Origin of the sequence: Flavihumibacter fluminis (genome assembly GCF_021491375.1) — a bacterium.
In the GTDB taxonomy this organism is placed as follows: Bacteria; Bacteroidota; Bacteroidia; order Chitinophagales; family Chitinophagaceae; genus Flavihumibacter; species Flavihumibacter fluminis.
This window is the reverse complement of record NZ_JAKEVY010000001.1, coordinates 161,399-183,313: the sequence shown is the minus strand read 5'-3', so window position 1 is coordinate 183,313 and position 21,915 is coordinate 161,399. Positions and strand designations below refer to the sequence as shown.

Sequence of the window (21,915 nt, the reverse complement as noted above, 5' to 3'; positions counted from 1 at the left end):
TTTGCTTTATTTGATTTGAATGGTTGCATTTTCAACCAGGTTGATAAAGCCACTGGTGATTATGATCTCGCCTTCTTCCAGGCCCGCTGTTACAATAGTTTGGTTTTCAGTAATGCCACCTACCGATACAGGTTTGCTCACTGCTTTTCCATTTTTAACTACAAAAACGCGTGCAGAATCAGCAGTTCCCTGAATGGCAGCACTGGGTATATAAATCTGCTTTTCCGTAGCAACTTTATCAATATGTACTTTTCCGAACATACCTGATTTCAGGTTCAACTCAGGTGAATTGGAAACCGCGAGCTGGATGGGGAAGCTATTACCCTGACTGGCTTTGCTGCCAATCAGAAGGATCCTTCCGATCAAGGGTAAATCAGGAAAAACATCAGCAGTAATTCGATAGGATCTACCGATACTGAATTCTGGCAAATCCTGTTCTGAAACATTCAGGGTAAACCTTAACTGCTTTAGATCCGTGAGCTGCATAAGCGGAACACCAGGTGCTGCATAAGCCCCGGCTTCTGTTAACTTGGCAGTAATAACTCCACTGAAAGGAGCCCTGACAGTAGCTTTTTCAATTTGGGCCATTATGGTTGCCTGCTGAACTTTGGCTGCTGCCAGTCCCAGGCTTGCCTTTTCGAGTTGAATGCCCTGAACAGCATCTGCTTTCGTTAATATGGTATAGCGATTTACATCTGCTTGCAATCCTCCCAACTGAACTTCAACTGATTTTAATTGCAAGGACAAGAGAGTAGTATCCAACTGAACCAAGGGTTGCCCTTTTGTTACGAAGGAACCCTGATCTGCCCAAACAGCTACAATTTTACCTGGAACATCCGAACTAATCCGACTTTCTTTTTCGGGCTCAAAACTGCCCGGAAAAATTTTTGTGGACAGTCTTTCAACTTGTTGAATGGTATCAGTTTCTACCAGTATCGGTTTATCCTTATCATAGGTATAAACCTTGCTTTCAGCCACCTGCTTATTCGTTCTTAGTTTGAATATTACCAGCGCAACTATAATTACTATTGAAAGTAGCACCAGCAGTTTAGTACGTTTCATATTGATCATTTAAGTAAGTGGGTGTAATTAGTTCAAATTGGAGGTTATTTTTTTCAATTCCAGGTCCGCTTTCAATAAGTCAATCCAGGAAGTAAGTAGCTGTTGCTGAGCATCCCGGACCGCATTATCAGCCAGGAGAATATCCGTCAGATTCGCAAGCCCCTGTTTGTGCTGTAATAAGGTTTGGTCATAGATAGCTTTCGCCAGATCCAGTTGCTCGCGACTGGTCATTATTGCTTTTTGCAGCACTTGTTTTTGTCTGTTGGTATTTTTTAGTTCTGCTTGCATTTTATCAGTAAGGAATTGTTCCTGCAGTTGGTTATTGCTAATCTCCAATTGTTTTTTTGTGATTTTTCTTTTAGTAATGGTTCCATTAAAAATGGGATAGCTGAACTGAATCCCGGCATATCCAAGCGGATAGAATTTGAGAAAAGGGGAGGGTTGCTGATGGTAACCAAATCCGGTACTGCCATAGAAAGCCTGGAAGTTGACACTTGGGAGTTTTCCAGACCTATGTAAGGTGTTGAGCTCCATTTCAAGCAGTTTTTTTTCCTGTTGAATGATTTGAACATCGAGTGGAATCTGCACATCATATGCAGGTGCAGGTACAGGCTCCTGAATAGGATCAACCCTAAATGAGATGTCCTCTGGAATACCTATCGACAATTTTAAGTATTCCAGTACCTGGAACAATTTTGCCTGAATTAATTCGCGTTGTGTTTGAAGTTGCGTATTCTGTAAATATACCTTCCGCAAATCTGTTCCGGTTGCCAATAACTGTTCTTTGAGGAGGGTTATGTTCTGAATCAATTTGGAAGAATTAAGCAGGTTGCTATCGAGAAAAAGTAATTGGTGCTGCAAAATTTGTGCATTGTAGTAAAGTCCGGTTATTTCATATAAAAGCTGTTCTTCGGATTTTAACACCTGCAGATCAGCCAGTTCTGTAAATAAACCAGCCTGTTTAATCGCCCCGTAAGCTTGAGGTGAATACAGGGGCAGTTGTAACTGCAGGTTTGCATTGATGGTATGGGGTACTCCAAATTGGGCTTCTTTGAATTCTCCGGCAGGCACCTGGGGATTAAAAATATTCAGGGGAAGCAACTGGGTGGGTAAGTCCATGTAATACCGGTAATCGGCATTGAGGCTTAGCTTTGGAAGTAGTTGTGCTTTTGCTTCCTTCAGCAATTGCTCTCTTTGCGCAACATTGTTTTTCGCCATCCGGAGTTGTTTGTTCAGAATCAAGGCGGTGTCCAAACACTGCTGTAGACTCCATTTTGGTTGCGCCAAGGCAACCATGCTAACTACTTGTAACAGCAGAAACAGCAATAGTTTGTGAGTGTTCACTAACTTCATGATGCAAAAAATTTTATTTTTCTTTAATTACAATCATTTTAAACATACCATCCAGCACTGCCAGTCCATCTTTCAGCAGATTGGATTGGTGTCCTGATAATTTCCATTTCAAAACTGTCATACGAATCCCTCCCAATAATAGCGTAGTCAGGATGGAAGCTGTACAAATTTTGGAATATTGACCATTCTGTTGCCCCCTATTGATGTTTTCTCCCACCAATTTGTGCATCAGGTCAACGATCTCTTTAATTTTTTGGGTTAGCTGGGTATCAAAGTGAAAAATTGATTCCGCAAATATTACACTTGCAATGGCAGGCTTACTGATAAGTAATTTTAATAGCACTTTCAAAATGGCGGTTAGTTCTGCTCGCGCTGTTTTGCCTGATTTAAAGGAAACTTCAGTATTCCTCTTTTTTATTTCCGTTATAAAGTAATCAAGAATACTCAGTAAAATATCGTTTTTACTATTAAAATGTCGGTATAAAGCAGGTTCCGATAAGCCAATATCAGCTGCCAGCGTTTTAATGGTCAGGTTTTGGATACCATATTTATCAATCCGCTCCGTTGCAGCTTCCATGATCTCAATCTGCCTGGTTGAATATTTCGTCATTTATCTAGATTCTATATTTAGTTAGTTAGTATTCGCTAACAAATATAGTAGTTTTAGTTATAATCGCCACCTGATAGTGCAGTTCTTCTCCCCACCAGCCTTTCCATTCTTCATCTGGCCAGGGACCACGAACAGGTCCGAACATATTTCTGCCCAGTATCCAGGCTCCGATATTTTCAAAGGACCGTTCAGCAAAATCGTTGTCGATGCCCAGCGTACCATCAGCCTTGCCCATCATCCGCTGAAATCTCCTGGTTGGAAATACCCATTTGTGCAATTCTTCACCCCTCACACCTAAAGGTTGTTGTATACTTTGATTGGGGCCTGCTCCAAATCCATCCAATGAAATGGAAAAAGCGGCTACTCTGACTTTGCTCATAAAACAAACATTTTTATTATTTCAGGATTTGGGAAATATTTTTGAAAGAACATGAAAATGGACTAATTTGCAACTATATTTCAGTTGCACACAATCAGTTAAGATCACTAATAAATTGCCACATTAACACTATGAAAAAAACATTTTTAACTCGTTTCGATGTCAAAAATTGGGAAATTATTAGAACGGTTATTATCCAGGCCAGCTGATTTTACATGGGATGAACTCATTAGAATATTAAATCATTTTGGATATTTTGAAATGAAGTATGGAAAAACAGGTGGATCAAGAAGGAAATATGCAGACAAAGAGAATCAAATTATTAACCTGCATAAACCTCATCCTGGTAATATTTTAAAACGTTATGCAATAGATCAGGTTATTTCAACATTAAAAGAAAGAGGGCATTTAAAAGATGAATGATATCTTAGAATATAAAGGATATTTCGCAGAAGTGCACTTTAGCAGTGAAGATGAAGTCTTCTTTGGAAAATTGCTGGGTATCAATGACCTTGTAAACTTTGAAGGTCATACGGTAAAAGAATTGAAAAAAGCATTTCAGGAAGCCGTAAATGACTATCTCCAAACTTGCCAAGAATTAGGGAAAGAACCCGAAAAAGCTTACAAAGGCACATTTAATATTCGAATTCCTTCCGAATTACATCGGCAGGCTGCACTCTATGCCTCAATAAAGAAAATGTCTCTTAATGATTTTGTTAAACAAGCGATTGCTAATATGGTTTCTACACAGACAAAATCAATAAATACGGCAAATTGATCTACCATACTTAATTGAGTTCTTCAGTATCAAACGAATATTTTTATTCCAGCTATTTTTTGTACTTTCAACTTCAACTCACTTTGCTTCTATCATTCTTTCAGGAAGCATTAACAACTTCTCAAATTATCTCCCAAACGGTTCATGAACGATTCACTGACGGTTCAATAATAGTCCAGGAGTGGTCAAACAGTAGTGCCCGAACGATACTTGTTGACTGAATAGATAGACCAAAGTACCCGAATGGACGATGAAAAGTACCTGAATGGTATGAATTGCCAAAAAAACAAATGGGCGCAAAACCTGTTCCTTTCAACAAGTTTCGCACCCTTTGCCTCATTAACCTACCATTAAACCAATTCTACCGACAAATTTTTGATTTCCGGTTTCTGTTTCATGAGAGTCGGACCTGGTTATTTCAACCTGGATAATTGGATGATACGGGTTTTTCAGGTGATTGGATCGAAGTGTATTTTTGAGCTGCTAACACCACAAAGATCCCTACTTATCAAACCCTGGACAATAGACAAACTTGACATTTCCTGTAGAAATTAAATTACAGCTGCGTAAGATTCTATATAGGCTCCTCAGCGCAGTTATCCACTCTTGATAAGTAACTGCGATTTTCTTCCAAGCCGGTACAACGATTTAGTACCCCTGGAGGTCACTACTTCACCAACAAAACCGTTCTTATGAAAAAATTGCCGCTCTTTCTTTGCCTGTTTGTACTGATCACCGTTTCTGCCTGCCAGAAGGACGATCCGGTTCCTGCACCACAACCCCAGGATTTCCCAATCCCGAATACCGGTGAACTCGTCCGTTCCATTCAATGGAGCAATGGAACCCTCGCCCTGTTGCAATACAATGCAGACAGCTCGCTTAAGCAAATAAATTACAGCTTGCTGAATTCGGTTGGTTCCACCATTTTTGAATGGGAGGGAGGAAAGATGAAGGGTATGTACGACAACCGTTCTCTTTATAAAAACACCTATCACTACGATGGCAATCGCGTATCTTATTACATCAACACCACCCGCGATTTTGTTTCAGCCACTTCCTATAAAATGGAATATCACTATAACGCCAATGGACAAGTGTCAAAGCTTAATTACTATAGTTCCAATGAAGCTGGTTCAACATTAAAGACTGCCACTACCTATGAATACAATGCTTCAGGAGAACTTAGTAAAGCAATCACCAGTTCCGGCAATTCCATCATTACGCATACCATTGACAGTTATTCCGATTCTGCGGATTTTAATCCGCTGTTGTTCATCGAAGTCGGACTCTACGAATATTATACCCTTTATAACCTGGCGGTTTTCAGCAGCCTGAAAAAATATCCGGCTAAAATTACCCGCACCATTAAAACAGGTACCAATGCCGCTTATGTCGATAGAATTGTGGAACATGTTTGCGACATCACAAACCGCCGGATCAATAAAATCACTTCCCATTCCAATTATCCGTCAAATCCACAATACAACAGTTCACTGGAAGCGGTGTTTACTTACGATTAACAAAATCAGTCGTATTGTTATTTCACCCTGATCAGCTTGCTTCCTGCAGGGGCACATTTACGATGGCCTGCTCACGGTAACGCTTAGGCGATAGACCGGTGGTTTCCTTGAAGAGTTTATTGAAGTTGGAAATTGTTTTGTAACCACAGTTGTAAGCGATCTCTGAAATGGTCCAGTCGCTGTCAAGCAACAACCGGCAGGCATTGCTGATACGCACCTGGTTGAGATATTCTACAAAATGCAGGTTGTTTCTTTTTTTGAACAGTCGGCAGAAACTCTGGGGAGTAAGATTGGTGAGTCGTGCCACATCTTTCAACTGAATATCCGAACGGAAATTTTCATGCACATACCGGTACACTTCACAGAGGCGATCTTTTTCACTCTTGTTATCATAATGCACAAATTCAGTTGCATTAATCTGTGCCAATTCGGTAGATTCTGATAATAACTGCAGAATTTCCAATAAGAGCAGGATCCGCTGGAATCCCTGCGCATGCAATATCTGTTCTATTTTTGCTGCCACCTTATCGCGGGTTTCATGCTGGATGGCAATTCCCAGTTTCGATACCCGAAGCATATTTTTCAGGCTCTCCGCTTCCGGTAAATCAAATAACCCGCACTCAAATAACTGGGGATGAAAATACAGTACAATAGAAGTTGCCGTAGTGCCGGCCTGCCCATTGATAAAACTGTCGTCATTGATCCAGATATGGGGGAGGGAAGGACCAATCAGCACCATATCTCCAGCTTCAAACCGTTCTATCTGGTTTCCAACAATCCGCTTTCCATAACTCTCTTTGATGTACACCAACTCAAATTCCGGGTGTACATGCAGGGGAGCACTGAAAAATGATTCTTTTCTTTCCATCACCGAGAACATACTATTTATCTTCGGTGCAATTTCAGTCTGTAGAATTTTCATGTTGCAAACAATCGGGGTGAGAAATAAGAGCCTTCTTAAATATTCACTTTAAACTTACTGAATTTTCACCTATTAGCACTACAGGAGGTTAAAATAGAGGAAGAAACAGGGAATAAAAAGAAACCAATCCGGTCTTGCCCTTTTGTATTAATTTAGGAGGTTTACTGCAATCAACGATTCATGGATTCTTCGAGTACTACCCGAACAACTAGCTCATTGGCGGCCCATACCCATATTGCAAGGGAATTTTCTACCCGGTTTGGCCATTCTCCCGATATATTGGTCAGTTCTCCTGGCCGGATTAACCTGATTGGCGAACATACCGATTATAACCTGGGATTTGTTTTGCCCGCCGCTATTGATAAATACATTCATATCGCGATCCGGAAACGCAAAGACAAAGAATTGCATTTTTTTGCCGCAGATTTTGCCAGCTCCTATACCGGTAAGCTGGGAAAATGGGAAAAAAGCCAACTGCAATGGCCGGATTTTCTACTGGGTGTGCTCAGGGAATTTGATGAACGTGGAGTGGAGCTTTTTGGGATGGATCTCTGCTTTGGGGGTGATATCCCCTCAGGAGCCGGACTCTCTTCTTCTGCGGCTATTGAATGCGGACTGGCACACGCAATTAATGAGCTCAAGCAATTAAGCTGGCCAAAAATTGAACTGGTGCAATTGTCCCAGGCAGCAGAAAATAGATTTGTTGGCGTACAGTGCGGAATAATGGACCAGTTTGCCTCCATGTTTGGAATGAAGGACAAAGCCATCCTGCTCGACTGCCGCAATCTTAAATACGAATACATTCCCCTTGCACTAGACCAGTATGCTATTCTCCTGCTGGATTCACAGGTAAAACACAGCCTGGCCAGCAGTGAATACAATGTGCGCCGGGAACAATGTGAAATGGGAGTGAAGGCACTTCGTAAAGTATATCCGCATGTGAATAGCCTGCGCGATGCCAATCGCGCGATGATTGAATATACCCTCAAAGACCAGGTTCCTGACCTGGTTTACCATCGTTGCAAATATGTGGTGGAAGAAAATCTTCGTCTGCAGGTGGGTTGTGAAGCCCTCCGGAGAAACGACCTCGTTTCCTTTGGAAAGAAAATGTTTGCTTCCCATGTTGGTTTGAGTAAACTGTACGAAGTTTCCTGTCCCGAACTGGATTACCTGGTAGAACTGGCGCGACTCGAACACAGCATCATTGGCTCCCGGATGATGGGAGGAGGCTTTGGTGGCTGCACCATCAACCTGATCCGCAAATCCTTTATCAATGAAGTGGTGGAGAGGATTTCGAATGCCTATCAGCAGAAATTTTCAAAAACTCCTACGCCCATCATCTGCCAGCTTTCCAACGGAACGGCTACTGTTTCTTCCTAATTGAAAAGAAATAGTATTTTGCTGCCAGATCATGCTGTCTGCAAAAGCTCAATATGCCATTCATGCCCTAACCTACCTGGGAGAACATTACCAGCAGGGCTTTATTCCTATTAACCAGATTGCCGAGAAAAGAAAAATCCCTGCCAAATTTCTGGAAGCCATCTTACTGGAACTTAGAAAAGCGGGTATACTTGGCAGTAAGGCTGGCAAAAATGGTGGCTACTACCTGCTGAAGCCCCCAAGAGAGATTCCCATGGTTACCATCTTGCGGCTGATGGATGGTCCCATTGCACTACTTCCCTGCGTGAGTAAGAAATTTTATGAACCCTGCAGGCTTTGTCCTTACCCGGAAGCCACCTGTAATATCCGCCTGATTTTCCTTGAAGTCAGAGATGCCACGCTGCAGGTAATTGAGGGTAAAACCCTCCAGCACCTCATGCAGAATGATTACCAGGATCCTTCGGATTTTGTTATTTAACAATTTGTAAGTGCTTATTAAACATTCAATTACTTCTATTTTTTCCATTAGTCTAAAACATCTATTAAAACTATAGGAATTATCGTTTTTAGTGTATAATTTTGGTCCGTTAAACAATCTGAGCAGTTCTTCAGCGTTTAAGTGGAACTGCTTAGCAGAAAAACACCTCTGAACTATGAGTAATGCGAGCGTAGCCCTTCCGTCGAACTTATTTTCCTCCCAGGAACAAAAACAGGTGCAGGAAATTATTCAGCATTTCAATTCCCAACAATTGCAATGGCTGGCAGGTTATCTGACGGGACTCCAGCACAGCAACCAGCAACTGCTTCAACTGATCAACCGGATCCCGGTACCACAGGAATCCATTACCACCGAACCCATCGCAGCACAGGATAGTATTACCGTTTTGTATGGTTCCAAAAGTGGCAACTCCAAGAAAGTAGCTAAAAATCTGCACGATAAACTGATTGCACGTGGATTTACCACCGTTTTGCAGGACATGAACGCCTACCAGGGCAATCGCCTGAAGGACGAAAAATGGCTGCTCGTGGTAGTCAGCACCCACGGCGAAGGAGATCCTCCCCCCGCAGCAGAAGACCTGCATGCATTTATTAATAACAGAAAGGCTCCCGCACTGCCCAATACCAAATTTGCCGTGCTCGCTTTAGGAGATAAAAGTTATGCCAGCTATTGCCAAACGGGCCGCGATTTTGATAGTCGCCTTGGTGCCTTGAAAGCAACCCGCCTGCTGGATCGCTTTGAAGCAGACGTGGATTATGAAGAAACAGCCGAAGCCTGGATTGAAGCCGTAATTAATAAGGTACAGGAAAGCTTTGGTACAGCACAACCTGCAGTCAGCGCTATTACGCATGTGAATGGTAACGGACAATTAAAAGAAGCAACTGTTACCTATAACCGAAAAAATCCTTTTGCTGCCACTGTGCTGGAGAATATTCAGCTAAATGGGCGCGGCTCCGCGAAACAAACCTATCACCTCGAATTATCACTCGAAGGTAGCGGACTGCAGTACCAGCCGGGAGATACCCTGGGTGTTTGGGTGGAAAATCATTCCAGTCTGGTGGAAGGACTGCTCGCGTTTAAGAAATTCAATCCCGATACCCGCCTGCAAATAAAAGACACGGATATCAGCCTTTTTGAGTTCCTGCAAAAACAGGCAGAACTTACGACGGTGAGTGGCTCCTTCCTGGCAGCCTATTCAGCGTTCGTAGATGATCCGGCCCAGGCGCATCAGTTAAATTCCATTCTGGCAGACAAACAGGCGCTTTCATCTTTTGTATATGGAAAGGATATCTGGGACGTTTTACAGGAATTCCCCAGCACACTGAATGAAGAACAGTTTGCTGCTATTTTATTGCCCCTGCAGCCCAGGCTCTATTCCATCGCAAGTTCACTGGAAGCACATCCCGAAGAAGTACATCTGACTGTTGGGCGGGTAGTTTATAGCAACAACAACCGCGAACACAGGGGAGTAGCTTCCAATTTCATTGCAGATGTGTTGCAACCCGGACAGCAGGTTTCCGTTTTCATTGATACCAATGAATCCTTCCGCCTTCCGGAAAACCAGGATACCCCCATTATTATGGTGGGACCCGGAACCGGTATTGCTCCCTTCCGCGCTTTTGTAGAGCAGCGTGCTGAAACCGGCGCTTCCGGAAAAAGCTGGCTCTTCTTTGGGGATCAGCATTTCACTACCGATTTTCTCTATCAGACAGAGTGGCAACGTTTCCTCAAGCAGGGTAGCCTGACGCACATGAATACTGCCTTCTCAAGAGATACCGATAAAAAAATCTATGTACAGCATAGGATGCAGCAACATGCGCAGGAGCTATACCAGTGGCTGCAGGAAGGGGCTCATTTTTATGTCTGCGGGGATGCCAAACGCATGGCGAAAGATGTGAAACAAACTCTCATCCAGATTGTGCAGGAACAGGGCCAACTCGAACCCGAAGCAGCTCAGGACTACGTCAAACAACTGGTGAAAACTGGCCGCTACCAGGAGGACACCTATTAAAGTGAGACGTCAGACGTGAGACGTGAGAAGTAGGAAGTGAGACCCAATTCAAAATTCATAATTCATAATTCATAATTCCACATGAATCAGGATAAATCCAAACTCAGTGAAGTTGAACACATAAAGGAAAGAAGCCGCTTTCTGGAAGGTACCATTCAGGACAGCCTGAAAGATGAGGTTACCGGTAACCTGTATGCGCAGGACCAGCAACTCATCAAGTTTCATGGCAGTTATGTACAGAGCGATCGCGAACTGGACAAAGAAAGAAAGGCACAGAAACTGGAACCCCTGTATTCCTTCATGATAAGGGTGCGCGTGCCAGGTGGTGTTGCTAGTCCGGCTCAGTGGATTACCATGGACAACCTGGCCGACAAATACGGGATGCCTACCCTGAAACTCACTACCCGCCAGGCTTTCGAGCTGCACGGTATTCTGAAACACAACCTGAAACCAACCATCAAGGAGATCAATGAATCCCTGATGGATTCCATTGCAGCCTGTGGTGACGTAAACCGGAATGTGATGTGTACAGTGAATCCGTACACCTCCAACATTCACGATGATGTTCAACGGGTAGCCCTGGCCGTTAGTGAACATCTTACTCCGAAGACAAAAGCATATTACAAGATCTGGGTGAATGACGAACAGGTGGCTGGTCCGGTTGAAGATATCACAGAAGAACCTATTTACGGGAAAACCTATCTGCCCCGGAAGTTTAAAATCACCTTTGCCATTCCTCCTTATAACGATACCGATGTGTACGCACATGACATTGGTTTGATTGCTATTGAAGAAAACGGAAAACTGGCCGGATTCAATTTCACAGCTGGTGGTGGTATGGGCATGACCTTTGGTGATGAGAATACCTTCCCCCGCCTGGGTAACCTCCTGGGATATGCGCCGGTTGATAAAGCGGTGGATGTATGTGAGAAACTGCTTACCATCCAGCGCGATTATGGCAACCGGGAAAACAGAAAACTCTCCCGCTTCAAATACACCATCGAAAGAGAGGGACTGGATTTTGTCAAAACAGAACTGAATAAAAGATTAGGATACGACCTGGAACCAGCTAAGCCCTATACTTTCACCACCAATGGCGACAGCTATGGCTGGGTGAAAGGCGCCAATGGCAACTGGTTTAATACACTTTATATTGAAGGTGGTCGGGTAAAAGACACCGAGCAGTTTCAATTGCGCAAGGGACTTCGTGCGATTGCTGAAATCCTGGAAGGTGGTGATTTCCGCCTTACCGGTAACCAGAATATTGTAATCGGAAATGTATCCGAAGCGCTGAAACCCAAAGTACAGGAACTCCTCGTACAACACGGATTGGAAGCCCACCAGGATGTAACTCCTCTGCACCAGCATTCCATCGCCTGTGTGGCATTGAATCTTTGTCCGCTTGCCAATGCTGAAGGAGAACGTTACCTGCCCAGCCTGATCACAAAAATTCACGCGATACTGGAGAAATACGGCATTCCTGATCAACCAATCACCATACGTATGACAGGTTGCCCGAATGGTTGCGGTCGCCCTTACCTGGGAGAAATCGGATTTGTGGGCCGCGCACCCGGAAAGTATAACTTCTATCTCGGTGCTTCGTTTAATGGTGACCGTATGAATGTATTACATAAGGAAGCGCTCAGTGAAGAAGAGATCCTGGCTGAACTGGATCCCCTGATTGCCCAATATGCAGCAGAACGTACACCCAATGAGCATTTCGGAGATTTCCTTGTGAGAAAGGAAATCATTAAGCATAATTATTCCAAAGCTGATTTTCACCTGGTATAATATGAAACCCGCAAACCCACAACCTGGAAAAGTGTATATCACCGGGGCTGGTCCTGGTGATAGCCAACTGCTCACCCTCCGCGCCAAAGCAGTGATTGAGCTGGCTGATACCATTTTGTTTGATAACCTGGTGAACCAGGACATCCTCGATTGGGCAAAACCCGGAGTGGAAAAAATATTTGTAGGCAAGTTGCCTTATTGTTCTGTGATCACACAGGAAACCATCAACCAATGGATGGTGGACAAGGCACTGGAAGGGAAACAGGTGGTTCGCTTAAAGGGTGGAGATCCCATGATCTTCGGCAGGGGTGCAGAAGAAGCAGCTTTTCTAAAAGAGAATGGAATCGAATTTGAAATCGTGCCGGGTGTAACCAGTGCCCTCGCAGCCGGCGCTTACAGTGGTATTCCTATGACACACCGGGATGCGTCCCAGATGGTGCTCTTTGTAACCGGGCATACTAAGAAAGGCAAAAAGACCGGATTGAATTTTGACTGGCCAATGTTGGCAGCCTTTGACGGGACCATTGTTTTTTATATGGGGGTTAAAAATATTGGCGAAATTGCGAGCCACCTGGTAAATGCCGGAAAATCGGTTGAAACACTGGTGGCCGTTGTTGAAAATGGAAGCCTTCCTCAACAAAAAGTGGTAACCGGAACGCTTACTACAATCGGTAAGGAGGTGGAAGCTGCCGGCATCGGAACACCAGCCCTCATTATAGTAGGTGAAGTTGTCAAATACCACCAGGAAATCAACTGGTTTGCCAGCATACAGGAACAGTATCATCAACGAATTGCCTAAAAACGAAAGTAAATGAGTTTAAAACAGGGATATATCCTGAGTGCTTCGGTACCACAGAAAAAAAGAGTAATTGAATTTTCATTGGATCTTTTCGAATACCTGTTTCCGGTAGTTGAAAACGAAAAGAATTACGAAAACAAACACAAGCGGAAAGCTGACAGTTTGAGAAACAGTCTGCTGGAAATTCTGTATGCTTTCAGTGAAGCCTATCAGCTGGATGAAGAAAAAATTGCCACCGCTTTTTTTGAAGAGCTGGAAGCCTGCAAATCCTGCCTGCTGGAAGATGCCACTGCTATGCTGCAGTTTGACCCCGCCGCCAAATCCATTGAAGAAGTGGTGATTACTTATCCCGGGTTCCAGGCTATTGCCGCCTACCGGGTTGCCAATATCCTGTATCGCCTGCAGGTTCCCCTGATCCCCAGGATCATTAGTGAACATGCTCATTCTACCACAGGTATTGATATTCACCCAGGCGCCACTATTGGTGTGCCCTTTATGATTGACCATGGAACCGGTGTGGTAATTGGAGAAACCACCCTAATTGGTAAGAATGTAAAAGTATACCAGGGCGTAACCTTTGGAGCCCTTGCTGTCAAGAAAGAAGAAGCAGAAACCAAACGCCACCCTACGATTGAAGATAACGTGATCGTGTATGCGAACAGTACGATCCTGGGTGGAAAAACGATTATTGGTCGCGATAGCATCATTGGCGGTAACTGTTTCATTGTTGAGTCAGTGCCTGCCATGAGCATAGTGTATCACCAGCCCATCATTACTGTTAAGAACAAAAAAGATTTTACAGAACCATTAAACTGGGTTATATAAATTATCCTTCACCTTAAATCAGAAACCATGATTGCACAAAACATCCTTGAAACAATTGGCAACACGCCGCATGTAAAATTGAACCGCCTTTTTGGTTCGGACCATTCTGTATACATCAAACTGGAAAGAGCTAATCCGGGTGCCAGTATCAAAGACCGTATTGCGCTTGCAATGGTGGAAGACGCCGAAAAGAAAGGCCTGCTTCACAAGGATAGTGTAATCATCGAGCCAACTTCCGGTAATACAGGTATTGGTCTTGCTATGGTTGCTGCTGTAAAAGGATATAAACTGATCCTGGTAATGCCTGAAAGCATGAGCATCGAAAGACGCCGCCTGATGAGTTTGTATGGAGCCAGTTTTGAACTGACGCCCCGTGAAAAAGGCATGAAAGGTGCTATTGAAAAAGCAAAGGAACTGGTTGCAAGCACTCCACACGGATGGATGCCCCAGCAATTTGATAATCCTGCCAATACCGAAGTGCATCGTCGTACTACAGCCCAGGAAATCATAAAAGATTTTCCTAACGGGCTGGATTACCTGATAACAGGTGTTGGTACTGGTGGCCATATAACAGGTTGCGCTGAAATCCTGAAAGAAAAATTCCCTAATCTGAAAGTGTTTGCTGTTGAACCGGAATTATCACCCGTATTAAGTGGTGGTTCTCCTGCTCCACACCCGATCCAGGGTATTGGTGCCGGTTTTGTTCCGGGTATTTATAACGCAGCTGTTATCGATGGGGTGATCCCGGTTTCCAAAGATGATGCTTTTGCTTATGCGCAGCGTGCTGCTAAAGAAGAAGGCATTTTCATGGGTATCTCATCCGGCGCATCCCTGGCAGCGGTTGCTAAAAAACTGGCCGAGATCCCTGCAGGCAGTACGGTGCTCACGTTCAACTATGATACCGGAGAACGTTATTTATCAATCGAAGGACTTTATTAAGAACTCATGGATGTACAGCAAATAAATGAACAACTGGCTTCACTCAGTGCCGCAGAACGTTTGAAGTGGATGAGTGCGCAGTTTCCGGAGGGGATGGTATTTTCAACCTCCCTGGGGCAGGAAGACCAGGTGATTACCCACCTGATCGCCCGGCAGTCTTTGCCTATTCAGTTGTTTACACTGGATACTGGCAGGCTCTTCCAGGAAACCTACGACCTGCTGGATAAAACCATCGCACGATACAAAGTGCGCATCCAGGCATTTTTTCCGCAGGCAGCTGCTGTTGAGCAATTGCTCACCGAAAAAGGTCCAAACAGTTTTTACGAATCTGTTGAAAACCGGAAAGAATGTTGCTTCATCCGAAAAGTGGAACCACTGAACCGTGCGCTCAAAGGAGCCAGGGTTTGGGTTACCGGTTTGCGCGCCGATCAAAGTGAAAACCGCGCCAACCTGCCATTTGCAGAATGGGATGCCGCTCACCAGTTGATCAAAATACATCCATTGCTGGATTGGTCCTACGACCAATTACTGGACTTCATAAAACAGGAAAACATTCCCTACAATTCACTGCACGATAAAGGATTTCTGAGTATCGGTTGTGCGCCCTGTACCAGGGCCGTTGAACCGGGAGAAGATATCCGCGCCGGCAGATGGTGGTGGGAAGCTTCCAAGAAAGAATGTGGATTGCACCAGGAAACCAGTATAAAATTGAATTAAACAGAAAGAAAAGCAGAACAACTATGTCAGCCAACAGTATCATACCCGCCTTTCCGAGAATGTTAGAGGACGAGAGTATTTATATCATGCGGGAAGTAGCTGCCCAATTTGAAAGACCGGCATTGTTATTCAGTGGAGGAAAGGATTCCATTACCCTGGTTCGCCTCGCACAGAAAGCATTCTGGCCCGGAAAAATACCATTTCCGCTATTGCATGTGGATACAGGGCACAATTTTCCGGAAACAATTGAATTCCGCGACTGGCTCGTGCGTGAAACAGGTGCTGAACTCATTGTTCGGTATGTGCAGGACAGCATTGATGCAGGTAAAGTGAAGGAAGAAACCGGCAAATATGCCAGCCGTAATGTGCTTCAAACAGTAACGCTCCTGGATGCGATCGAGGAGTTCAAATTTGATGCCTGTATCGGTGGTGCCAGGAGAGATGAGGAGAAAGCCCGTGCCAAGGAAAGAATCTTCTCCGTACGGGATGATTTCGGTCAATGGGATCCGAAAAAACAGCGCCCGGAATTGTTTGAAATGCTCAATGGCAAAATCAATATTGGAGAGAATGTTCGTGTATTCCCCATCTCCAACTGGACCGAGCTCGATGTTTGGACCTATATCAAGGAAGAGAACATGGCAATACCCTCTATATACTACACGCACAAGCGCCAGGTAATTGAAAGGGATGGCATGATCTGGCCTTATTCGGATTTCCTGAACACCAGCGAAGATGAAGTTCCATTTGAAGAAATAGTACGATTCAGAACTGTAGGAGATATGACCTGCACAGCTGCTGTTGCTTCCACCGCAAATGAAATTGATGATATCATCCGGGAAATTCTCTCTGCTAAGATCTCTGAACGCGGTGCGCGCATGGATGACAAAAGAAGTGAAGCTGCTATGGAACAGCGTAAAAAAGAAGGATATTTTTAAGGAGGCTTCGAAACGGATATGCTTTCTTTCACCCAAAAACTGGCAACACTGGCCACTATAAGTTACATATTGTCCCCCTCGGTGAGCTCAGCCCAAACAAGTGGCTTGCATGACCATAATTCCATTGGATGGTATCAGCTCAATACTACTACCAATATTGGAAAGCGATGGGGCTTGCATTTGGATTATAACCAGCGTTACGCACCTTTTACGGGCTCGCTCTTTCAGCGTCTGGTCAGAACCGGTGTCAATTTCAAACCCAATATCAAATGGCATTTCAGAGCAGGCTATGCATGGGTTGAAAACCGGCCATATGGAGATTTCCCTTTCAATTCAGAAGGGCTGTTCACCAATGAACACAGAACCTACCAGATGGCCGCCTTTCGTCACCAGCTGAGTCGTTTAGACATCCGTCACCGGGTAATGACTGAACAGCGCTGGCTGGAAAGGACCAACAGTTATCAGTATGCGAACAGGGTTCGATACCAGATAAAAGCACAGGTACCGATTACCTGGAAAAGCGGCCAGGCCAGTTATCCTTACCTGCAGGTATATGATGAAATCATGGTAGCATTTGGTAAAAATGTGCCAACCAACCGTTATGATCAGAATCGCGTCGGAGTACTGGCGGGATATCATTTTTCCAAAAACTGTCAGCTGGAAGCAGGTGTAATTCATATCCACCAGCAGCTCCAGAGGAAGCAAAACAACCAATCAATTTTTCTTCACAATACCGGCTTACAGGCAAACCTGTATGTTCAGGTAAACGGTTATAAAAAAGCTAAAGGAAAATGACACCCACAGCAGTTAATAATTTATATCCAGTCTTTCTAAAACTCGACCAGCTACAGGTGTTGGTTGTGGGAGGCGGTTATGTGGGTGAGGAAAAACTCAATTCCCTGCTGAAATCCTGTCCCAATGCCAGCATTAAACTGGTGGGAAGAGAGATCAGTCCGGCTATTAAAGAATTGCAAGGCAGCTTCGAAAAATTGCAGCTCGTTGAAAAACTATTTGAGCAATCTGATCTCGACGGGCAGGATCTGGTGATTGCAGCTACCAATGACAAAATCCTGAATGCCGCAGTGAAAGAAGCGGCAGCAGCAAAAGGTATTCTGGCCAATATCGCCGACACACCGGATCTCTGTGATTTTTACCTGGGCAGCATTGTTAATAAGGGAGACCTGAAAATCGCTATCAGCACCAATGGTAAATCACCTACCGTAGCCAAGCGCCTGAAAGAATTGTTGAATGATGCCATCCCGTCTGAAATGGACCAGGTTTTGGACAATATGCAGGTGCTTAGGTCCCGTATGAACGGGAATTTTTCCGAGAAGGTAAAACAGCTCAATGATATCACCCGGGTACTTGTAGATGATACGCAACCCAGAAAAATTAACGAAGAAAAAAAATGGAAATCCATTGCAACCAAACTGATCATCCTGTTTGCTGCAATGATTGTTGGACATCTGATCCTGTCCTCCATACCGCTTCCTCCCTTGCCTGAAATCTGGGCAAGTACCAGGGAATATATCAATCAGAATTTCCTGTATTTCATGCTGGCTGGTTTTCTTGCACAACTGGTGGATGGCTTACTGGGCATGGGATATGGTGTTACTTCTGCCACCTGTTTAATCACCGCCGGGGTTAATCCTGTTTCAGTGAGTGCAGCTATCCATACCTCAGAAATATTTTCAGCCGGGGTAAGTGGATACAGTCATTATCGCTTTGGTAATGTGAACAAAAAATTATTCAAGCACCTCGTGATTCCGGGCGTGTTGGGTGCTATCCTGGGAGCTGCCATGCTGGTTTTCCTGGGAGAAACAGCCGGCGATTGGCTGATGCCCATCATCGCGCTTTACGCTATGTTCCTTGGATTTAAAATATTCAGCCGGGCATTTCAGAATTCAACTCCCAATAAAAAAATCAAGCGGGTAGGCTGGCTGGCATGGTGTGGTGGTTTTCTTGATTCGTTTGGAGGTGGCGGTTGGGGTCCTATCGTAACCAGTACCCTGATTTCAAAAGGAAAAAGTCCGAGGTATACCATTGGTACGGTAAGTCTGACTGAATTTTTTATAACCATGGCTAGTGCTGCAACCTTCTTTTTTACAGCAGGGTTGGGACACTGGCCGGTAGTAGCAGGACTGATAATCGGAGGTGTTATTGCTGCCCCCATTTCAGCCAGGCTCGCAGGTAAACTGCCCGCCAAAACCATGATGATTGGGGTAGGCATCATCGTTATGATCTGGAGTATTCGTTTAATCATAAAATCATTTGTTTAATATTTAATGTTTCTTGTATGGATATCGTAAGAATTGCAACAGCTGGTAGTGTGGATGATGGGAAAAGCACCCTGATTGGAAGACTGCTGTATGAAACCAACAGCATTACCGCGGATAAACTGGAAGCAATCGAAAGAGCAAGTAAGAGGAGAGGAGTGGACTATACAGATCTTTCTCTTTTAACAGATGGACTCATCGCTGAAAGAGAACAAGGCATCACCATTGATGTAGCCCATATTTATTTTTCAACGCCTACGCGCAAATATATCATAGCTGATACACCGGGCCATTTTGAATATACCCGCAATATGATCACCGGTGCCAGTAATGCACAGGTAGCCATTATTTTGATTGATGCCCGAAATGGTATTGTGGAACAAACCCATCGGCATTTCTATATCACCCAGTTATTGCGTATACCCTATGTAGTGGTTTGCGTCAATAAAATGGACCTGGTGAATTACGCGGAAGAACCTTTCAATCAGATTCGCCAGCAGTTTGAAGAACTCTTTGAAAAAGCAAACTACAAGGAACAAAGCCTGCAGTTTATTCCTGCATCTTCCCTGTATGGCGATAATATATCTACCCGCTCTTCACAACTCGACTGGTATGATGGTCCATCTTTGCTGGAGTTCATGGAAGGTATCGACTGGCATGCAAGCCAGAACCAGCTTCCGGCCCGCTTCCCGGTGCAGTATGTGATCCGTCCAAAGTCAGATCAATGGCATGATTTCAGGGGATTCGCTGGCAAACTCAGCAGTGGCACGCTGTCTAAAGGCGATACTGTTGTAGCATTGCCCTCCCTGCAGGAATCTGTTATTGAGGATATTTACAAGTTTGAAGAGTCACTCAATCAGGCTGAATCCGGTGATTCGGTAGTTATCACATTGAAAGATGAAATTGATATCAGTCGCGGTGATATGATTGTAAAAAAATCAGAACAACCGGCTGCTCTTAAAGAAATCTCCGCCCAGGTTTGCTGGCTGGATCATACGCCGCTTAAAGCAGGCAAGACTTACCTGTTACAGCATGGAAGCAATCGGGTGAAAGCAAAAATCACCAACCTCTATGCCAGTATCAATGTACTCGATTATAAGACCATTGATGATGTGGAAGAAATCGGACTAAATGAAATTGGTTATATCTCCCTGAAAACTGCCAAACCGGTAAATGCGGACACCTATGCCGCTAACAAACGGAATGGTAGTTTTATCCTGATAGATGAGGGCTCCAACAGTACGGTAGGGGTGGGCTTTATTGGTTAACTTATCATTTACCGTTACATTTGCCCGTATCAATCAGGTACCAGCTATGGCAGAAAAGATAATCGAACTCAGAAACGCGAATATATACCAGGGCAGTAATCTCATTCTTCAGGATGTTAATATCACCATCAACAGGGGTGAGTTTGTATACCTGGTTGGTAAAACGGGAACAGGTAAATCCAGTTTGTTAAAAACCCTCTATGGCGACCTGCCTTTGAAAGAAGGAGAGGGCCAGGTGGTAGGTTTCAATCTCAAGGAAATGGATTGGAAAAAAGTTCCTTTCCTGCGCCGTAACCTCGGAGTTGTATTCCAGGATTTTCAATTGCTGACCGACAGAAATGTAAACAACAACCTCAAATTTGTGCTGCGCGCAACCGGCTGGAAAGATGAGCAACTGATGGATGAAAAAATCGCGGATGTGCTCGACAAAGTTGGCCTGAAATCAAAAGGGTTTAAGTACCCGTTTGAAATGTCGGGCGGAGAGCAGCAGCGGGTTGATATCGCACGCGCCTTATTGAATTCACCCAAGCTTATACTTGCCGACGAACCTACAGGTAACCTGGATCCTGAAACCTCTGATGAAATCATGCAGTTGCTGTTTCATATCAGCCGTGATTATGGTGCAGCGGTAGTGATGGCAACACACGATTACCCGGTTATCCAGAAGTACCCGGCAAGAACATTGAGAACAGAAAAAGGCAGAGTTGAGGATAACGCTACGATAAATATGCTATAAGCGCTTTTGCATTGGTTGCTGTATCGAAATGCTGTTGCAGCAAATTCTTACGAAGGCGAATTTCTTCCTCCCCGAATGGCAGATGATATAATTGTTGCACAATTCGCTGCATTGCGGTAGCAGTTTCAGCAATATGACAAAGCGGGGCTAACGGACTTCCCTCCACAGCTGTCTGGTTTACAATACAATGCCGTCCATTATACAGGGCATTCAACAGTTTCAGTTTAACTCCAGTTTTATTAAAGGAGGGTAGAATATTAATTTGTGCCTTTCCAATCAAATCCTGTAATTCTCTTTCTTCAGGATTCGCAACCAGGCAGGTATGCGTGTTCTGATGAGCGATCCGCTGTAACCTGGAAGATGGATTTTTGCCGGCAACTACAAACGGGATTTTCAATTTGTCAAATACCTCTGTAAGTAGCCAGATCGCAGCTTTTTCATTTTCTGCCACACTCAGATTGCCATGATACAGGCAAAACGAACCGACGCCCTCCGCAGACTTCACTTCACTGAAAGGATGAAAAACTGGCAGGTAATGCACCCATTTTCCATGAAACTCTTTATTGTAATGTTCCTGATCGCGTTCTGACAAAGTGAGAACAGGCCAGGAAGCAGCTACTTTCCTTTCCTGTTTAGAAAGCAGCCGGCTTTCATTCCAGAAATAAATTCGCTTGAAAAAGGAACGTTCGTGGCGGGATAGTTCCTTATAATAAGTTGTTTCTACATTAAATAACCGGAGAATGATTTTACGATGCTCGAATCGGGCATCGTCCAATAAGGCTGAACAATGAATGCCCTCCAGCAAGATCGGATGGTTATCCTGACTAAGCCTGTCCAGCAATTCCTCACTGCTTCTTGAGCATACAATATAGGGAAGATGAAAACAGAATCCCTTGTGGCCTTCCAGTCGTTTGTAATAATGAACTTCCTTACAATACGAATTCAGAATGGGTTGCGCACCCCTGCCATATTCAAAACAATGCAGGATGATTTGCACTCCCTGTTCATGCAGGGCCTGGATGGTTGAAAAAATATCCAGCACGCCACCATAATCCAGGGGATAGGGTACGTCATGACTAACGATATGTATGGTCTTTCCTTCTGACACCAGGACT

22 protein-coding genes are annotated in these 21,915 nt (G+C 44.2%); 16 read left to right on the top strand and 6 right to left on the bottom strand.

Annotated features, from left to right (window positions below; translation table 11 throughout):
• Positions 1 to 6: 6 nt before the first annotated feature.
• From L0U88_RS00825 to L0U88_RS00810, 4 genes are read right to left on the bottom strand one after another with little or no spacing between them, the layout of a single operon-like run.
• The gene (locus L0U88_RS00825; protein WP_234863615.1) at positions 7 to 1,062 is read right to left on the bottom strand and encodes an efflux RND transporter periplasmic adaptor subunit; all 1,056 of its coding nucleotides are present in this window, start codon (positions 1,060 to 1,062) and stop codon (positions 7 to 9) included.
• 27 nt (positions 1,063 to 1,089) lie between these two features.
• A complete protein-coding gene (locus L0U88_RS00820; RefSeq protein WP_234863613.1) occupies positions 1,090 to 2,415 on the bottom strand; it encodes a TolC family protein in 1,326 nt (441 codons plus the stop codon).
• Between the two features lie 13 nt (positions 2,416 to 2,428).
• A complete protein-coding gene (locus tag L0U88_RS00815; protein WP_234863611.1) occupies positions 2,429 to 3,025 on the bottom strand; it encodes a TetR/AcrR family transcriptional regulator in 597 nt (198 codons plus the stop codon).
• A 25-nt stretch (positions 3,026 to 3,050) separates the two neighbouring features.
• A complete protein-coding gene (locus tag L0U88_RS00810) occupies positions 3,051 to 3,404 on the bottom strand; it encodes a dihydrofolate reductase family protein (RefSeq protein ID WP_234863609.1) in 354 nt (117 codons plus the stop codon).
• A 159-nt stretch (positions 3,405 to 3,563) separates the two neighbouring features.
• Here L0U88_RS00810 and L0U88_RS00805 point away from each other — a divergent pair, with 159 nt between their 5' ends.
• The 3 genes from L0U88_RS00805 to L0U88_RS00795 all read left to right on the top strand — a co-directional run bounded on the left by L0U88_RS00805 (position 3,564) and on the right by L0U88_RS00795 (position 5,702).
• On the top strand, positions 3,564 to 3,827 hold the full coding sequence (locus L0U88_RS00805) for a type II toxin-antitoxin system HicA family toxin (RefSeq protein ID WP_234863607.1): 264 nt from the start codon (positions 3,564 to 3,566) through the stop codon (positions 3,825 to 3,827).
• A complete protein-coding gene (locus L0U88_RS00800; RefSeq protein WP_234863605.1) occupies positions 3,820 to 4,182 on the top strand; it encodes a type II toxin-antitoxin system HicB family antitoxin in 363 nt (120 codons plus the stop codon). The genes L0U88_RS00805 and L0U88_RS00800 overlap by 8 nt, the downstream gene beginning before the upstream one ends.
• 692 nt (positions 4,183 to 4,874) lie before the next feature.
• Entirely contained in the window at positions 4,875 to 5,702 is an 828-nt protein-coding gene (locus L0U88_RS00795) for a hypothetical protein (protein WP_234863603.1), read from the top strand.
• A 31-nt stretch (positions 5,703 to 5,733) separates the two neighbouring features.
• Here the strand turns inward: L0U88_RS00795 and L0U88_RS21200 are convergent, their stop codons facing one another.
• The gene (locus L0U88_RS21200; protein WP_234863602.1) at positions 5,734 to 6,624 is read right to left on the bottom strand and encodes an AraC family transcriptional regulator; all 891 of its coding nucleotides are present in this window, start codon (positions 6,622 to 6,624) and stop codon (positions 5,734 to 5,736) included.
• A gap of 180 nt (positions 6,625 to 6,804) precedes the next feature.
• On the opposite strand from L0U88_RS21200, the gene galK reads away from it, so the two are divergent.
• The 13 genes from galK to L0U88_RS00725 all read left to right on the top strand — a co-directional run bounded on the left by galK (position 6,805) and on the right by L0U88_RS00725 (position 20,800).
• A complete protein-coding gene (gene galK / locus L0U88_RS00785; protein WP_234863599.1) occupies positions 6,805 to 8,004 on the top strand; it encodes a galactokinase in 1,200 nt (399 codons plus the stop codon).
• A 31-nt stretch (positions 8,005 to 8,035) separates the two neighbouring features.
• Positions 8,036 to 8,482, top strand: a complete 447-nt coding sequence (locus L0U88_RS00780; RefSeq protein ID WP_234863598.1) for an RrF2 family transcriptional regulator — start codon at positions 8,036 to 8,038, stop codon at positions 8,480 to 8,482.
• Positions 8,483 to 8,657: 175 nt separating this feature from the next.
• Positions 8,658 to 10,514: an assimilatory sulfite reductase (NADPH) flavoprotein subunit gene (locus tag L0U88_RS00775; protein ID WP_234863597.1), complete on the top strand. Its 1,857-nt coding sequence runs from the start codon at positions 8,658 to 8,660 to the stop codon at positions 10,512 to 10,514.
• An 81-nt stretch (positions 10,515 to 10,595) separates the two neighbouring features.
• A complete protein-coding gene (locus L0U88_RS00770) occupies positions 10,596 to 12,305 on the top strand; it encodes an NADPH-dependent assimilatory sulfite reductase hemoprotein subunit (RefSeq protein ID WP_234863596.1) in 1,710 nt (569 codons plus the stop codon).
• Between the two features lies 1 nt (position 12,306).
• Entirely contained in the window at positions 12,307 to 13,104 is a 798-nt protein-coding gene (gene cobA, locus L0U88_RS00765; RefSeq protein ID WP_234863595.1) for a uroporphyrinogen-III C-methyltransferase, read from the top strand.
• Between the two features lie 12 nt (positions 13,105 to 13,116).
• The gene (gene epsC, locus L0U88_RS00760) at positions 13,117 to 13,929 is read left to right on the top strand and encodes a serine O-acetyltransferase EpsC (RefSeq protein WP_234863594.1); all 813 of its coding nucleotides are present in this window, start codon (positions 13,117 to 13,119) and stop codon (positions 13,927 to 13,929) included.
• Between the two features lie 27 nt (positions 13,930 to 13,956).
• Entirely contained in the window at positions 13,957 to 14,868 is a 912-nt protein-coding gene (cysK, locus tag L0U88_RS00755; RefSeq protein ID WP_234863593.1) for a cysteine synthase A, read from the top strand.
• A 6-nt stretch (positions 14,869 to 14,874) separates the two neighbouring features.
• The gene (locus tag L0U88_RS00750; protein ID WP_234863591.1) at positions 14,875 to 15,585 is read left to right on the top strand and encodes a phosphoadenylyl-sulfate reductase; all 711 of its coding nucleotides are present in this window, start codon (positions 14,875 to 14,877) and stop codon (positions 15,583 to 15,585) included.
• 23 nt (positions 15,586 to 15,608) lie between these two features.
• The gene (gene cysD / locus L0U88_RS00745) at positions 15,609 to 16,520 is read left to right on the top strand and encodes a sulfate adenylyltransferase subunit CysD (protein WP_234863590.1); all 912 of its coding nucleotides are present in this window, start codon (positions 15,609 to 15,611) and stop codon (positions 16,518 to 16,520) included.
• A 105-nt stretch (positions 16,521 to 16,625) separates the two neighbouring features.
• Positions 16,626 to 17,315: a DUF2490 domain-containing protein gene (locus L0U88_RS00740; protein ID WP_234863588.1), complete on the top strand. Its 690-nt coding sequence runs from the start codon at positions 16,626 to 16,628 to the stop codon at positions 17,313 to 17,315.
• Positions 17,312 to 18,799 (top strand): TSUP family transporter, encoded by a 1,488-nt coding sequence (locus L0U88_RS00735; RefSeq protein WP_234863586.1) that lies wholly within the window; start codon positions 17,312 to 17,314, stop codon positions 18,797 to 18,799. Before L0U88_RS00740 ends, L0U88_RS00735 begins: the two co-directional genes overlap by 4 nt.
• 17 nt (positions 18,800 to 18,816) lie before the next feature.
• Positions 18,817 to 20,064 carry a sulfate adenylyltransferase subunit 1 gene (locus L0U88_RS00730; protein WP_234863585.1) on the top strand — a complete coding sequence of 416 codons (1,248 nt, stop codon included), beginning with the start codon at positions 18,817 to 18,819 and terminating at the stop codon, positions 20,062 to 20,064.
• A 46-nt stretch (positions 20,065 to 20,110) separates the two neighbouring features.
• A complete protein-coding gene (locus tag L0U88_RS00725; protein ID WP_234863584.1) occupies positions 20,111 to 20,800 on the top strand; it encodes a cell division ATP-binding protein FtsE in 690 nt (229 codons plus the stop codon).
• Here the strand turns inward: L0U88_RS00725 and L0U88_RS00720 are convergent.
• On the bottom strand, positions 20,781 to 21,908 hold the full coding sequence (locus L0U88_RS00720; RefSeq protein ID WP_234863583.1) for a glycosyltransferase: 1,128 nt from the start codon (positions 21,906 to 21,908) through the stop codon (positions 20,781 to 20,783). The two genes, L0U88_RS00725 and L0U88_RS00720, sit on opposite strands and share 20 nt — an antisense overlap.
• Positions 21,909 to 21,915 lie beyond the last annotated feature (7 nt).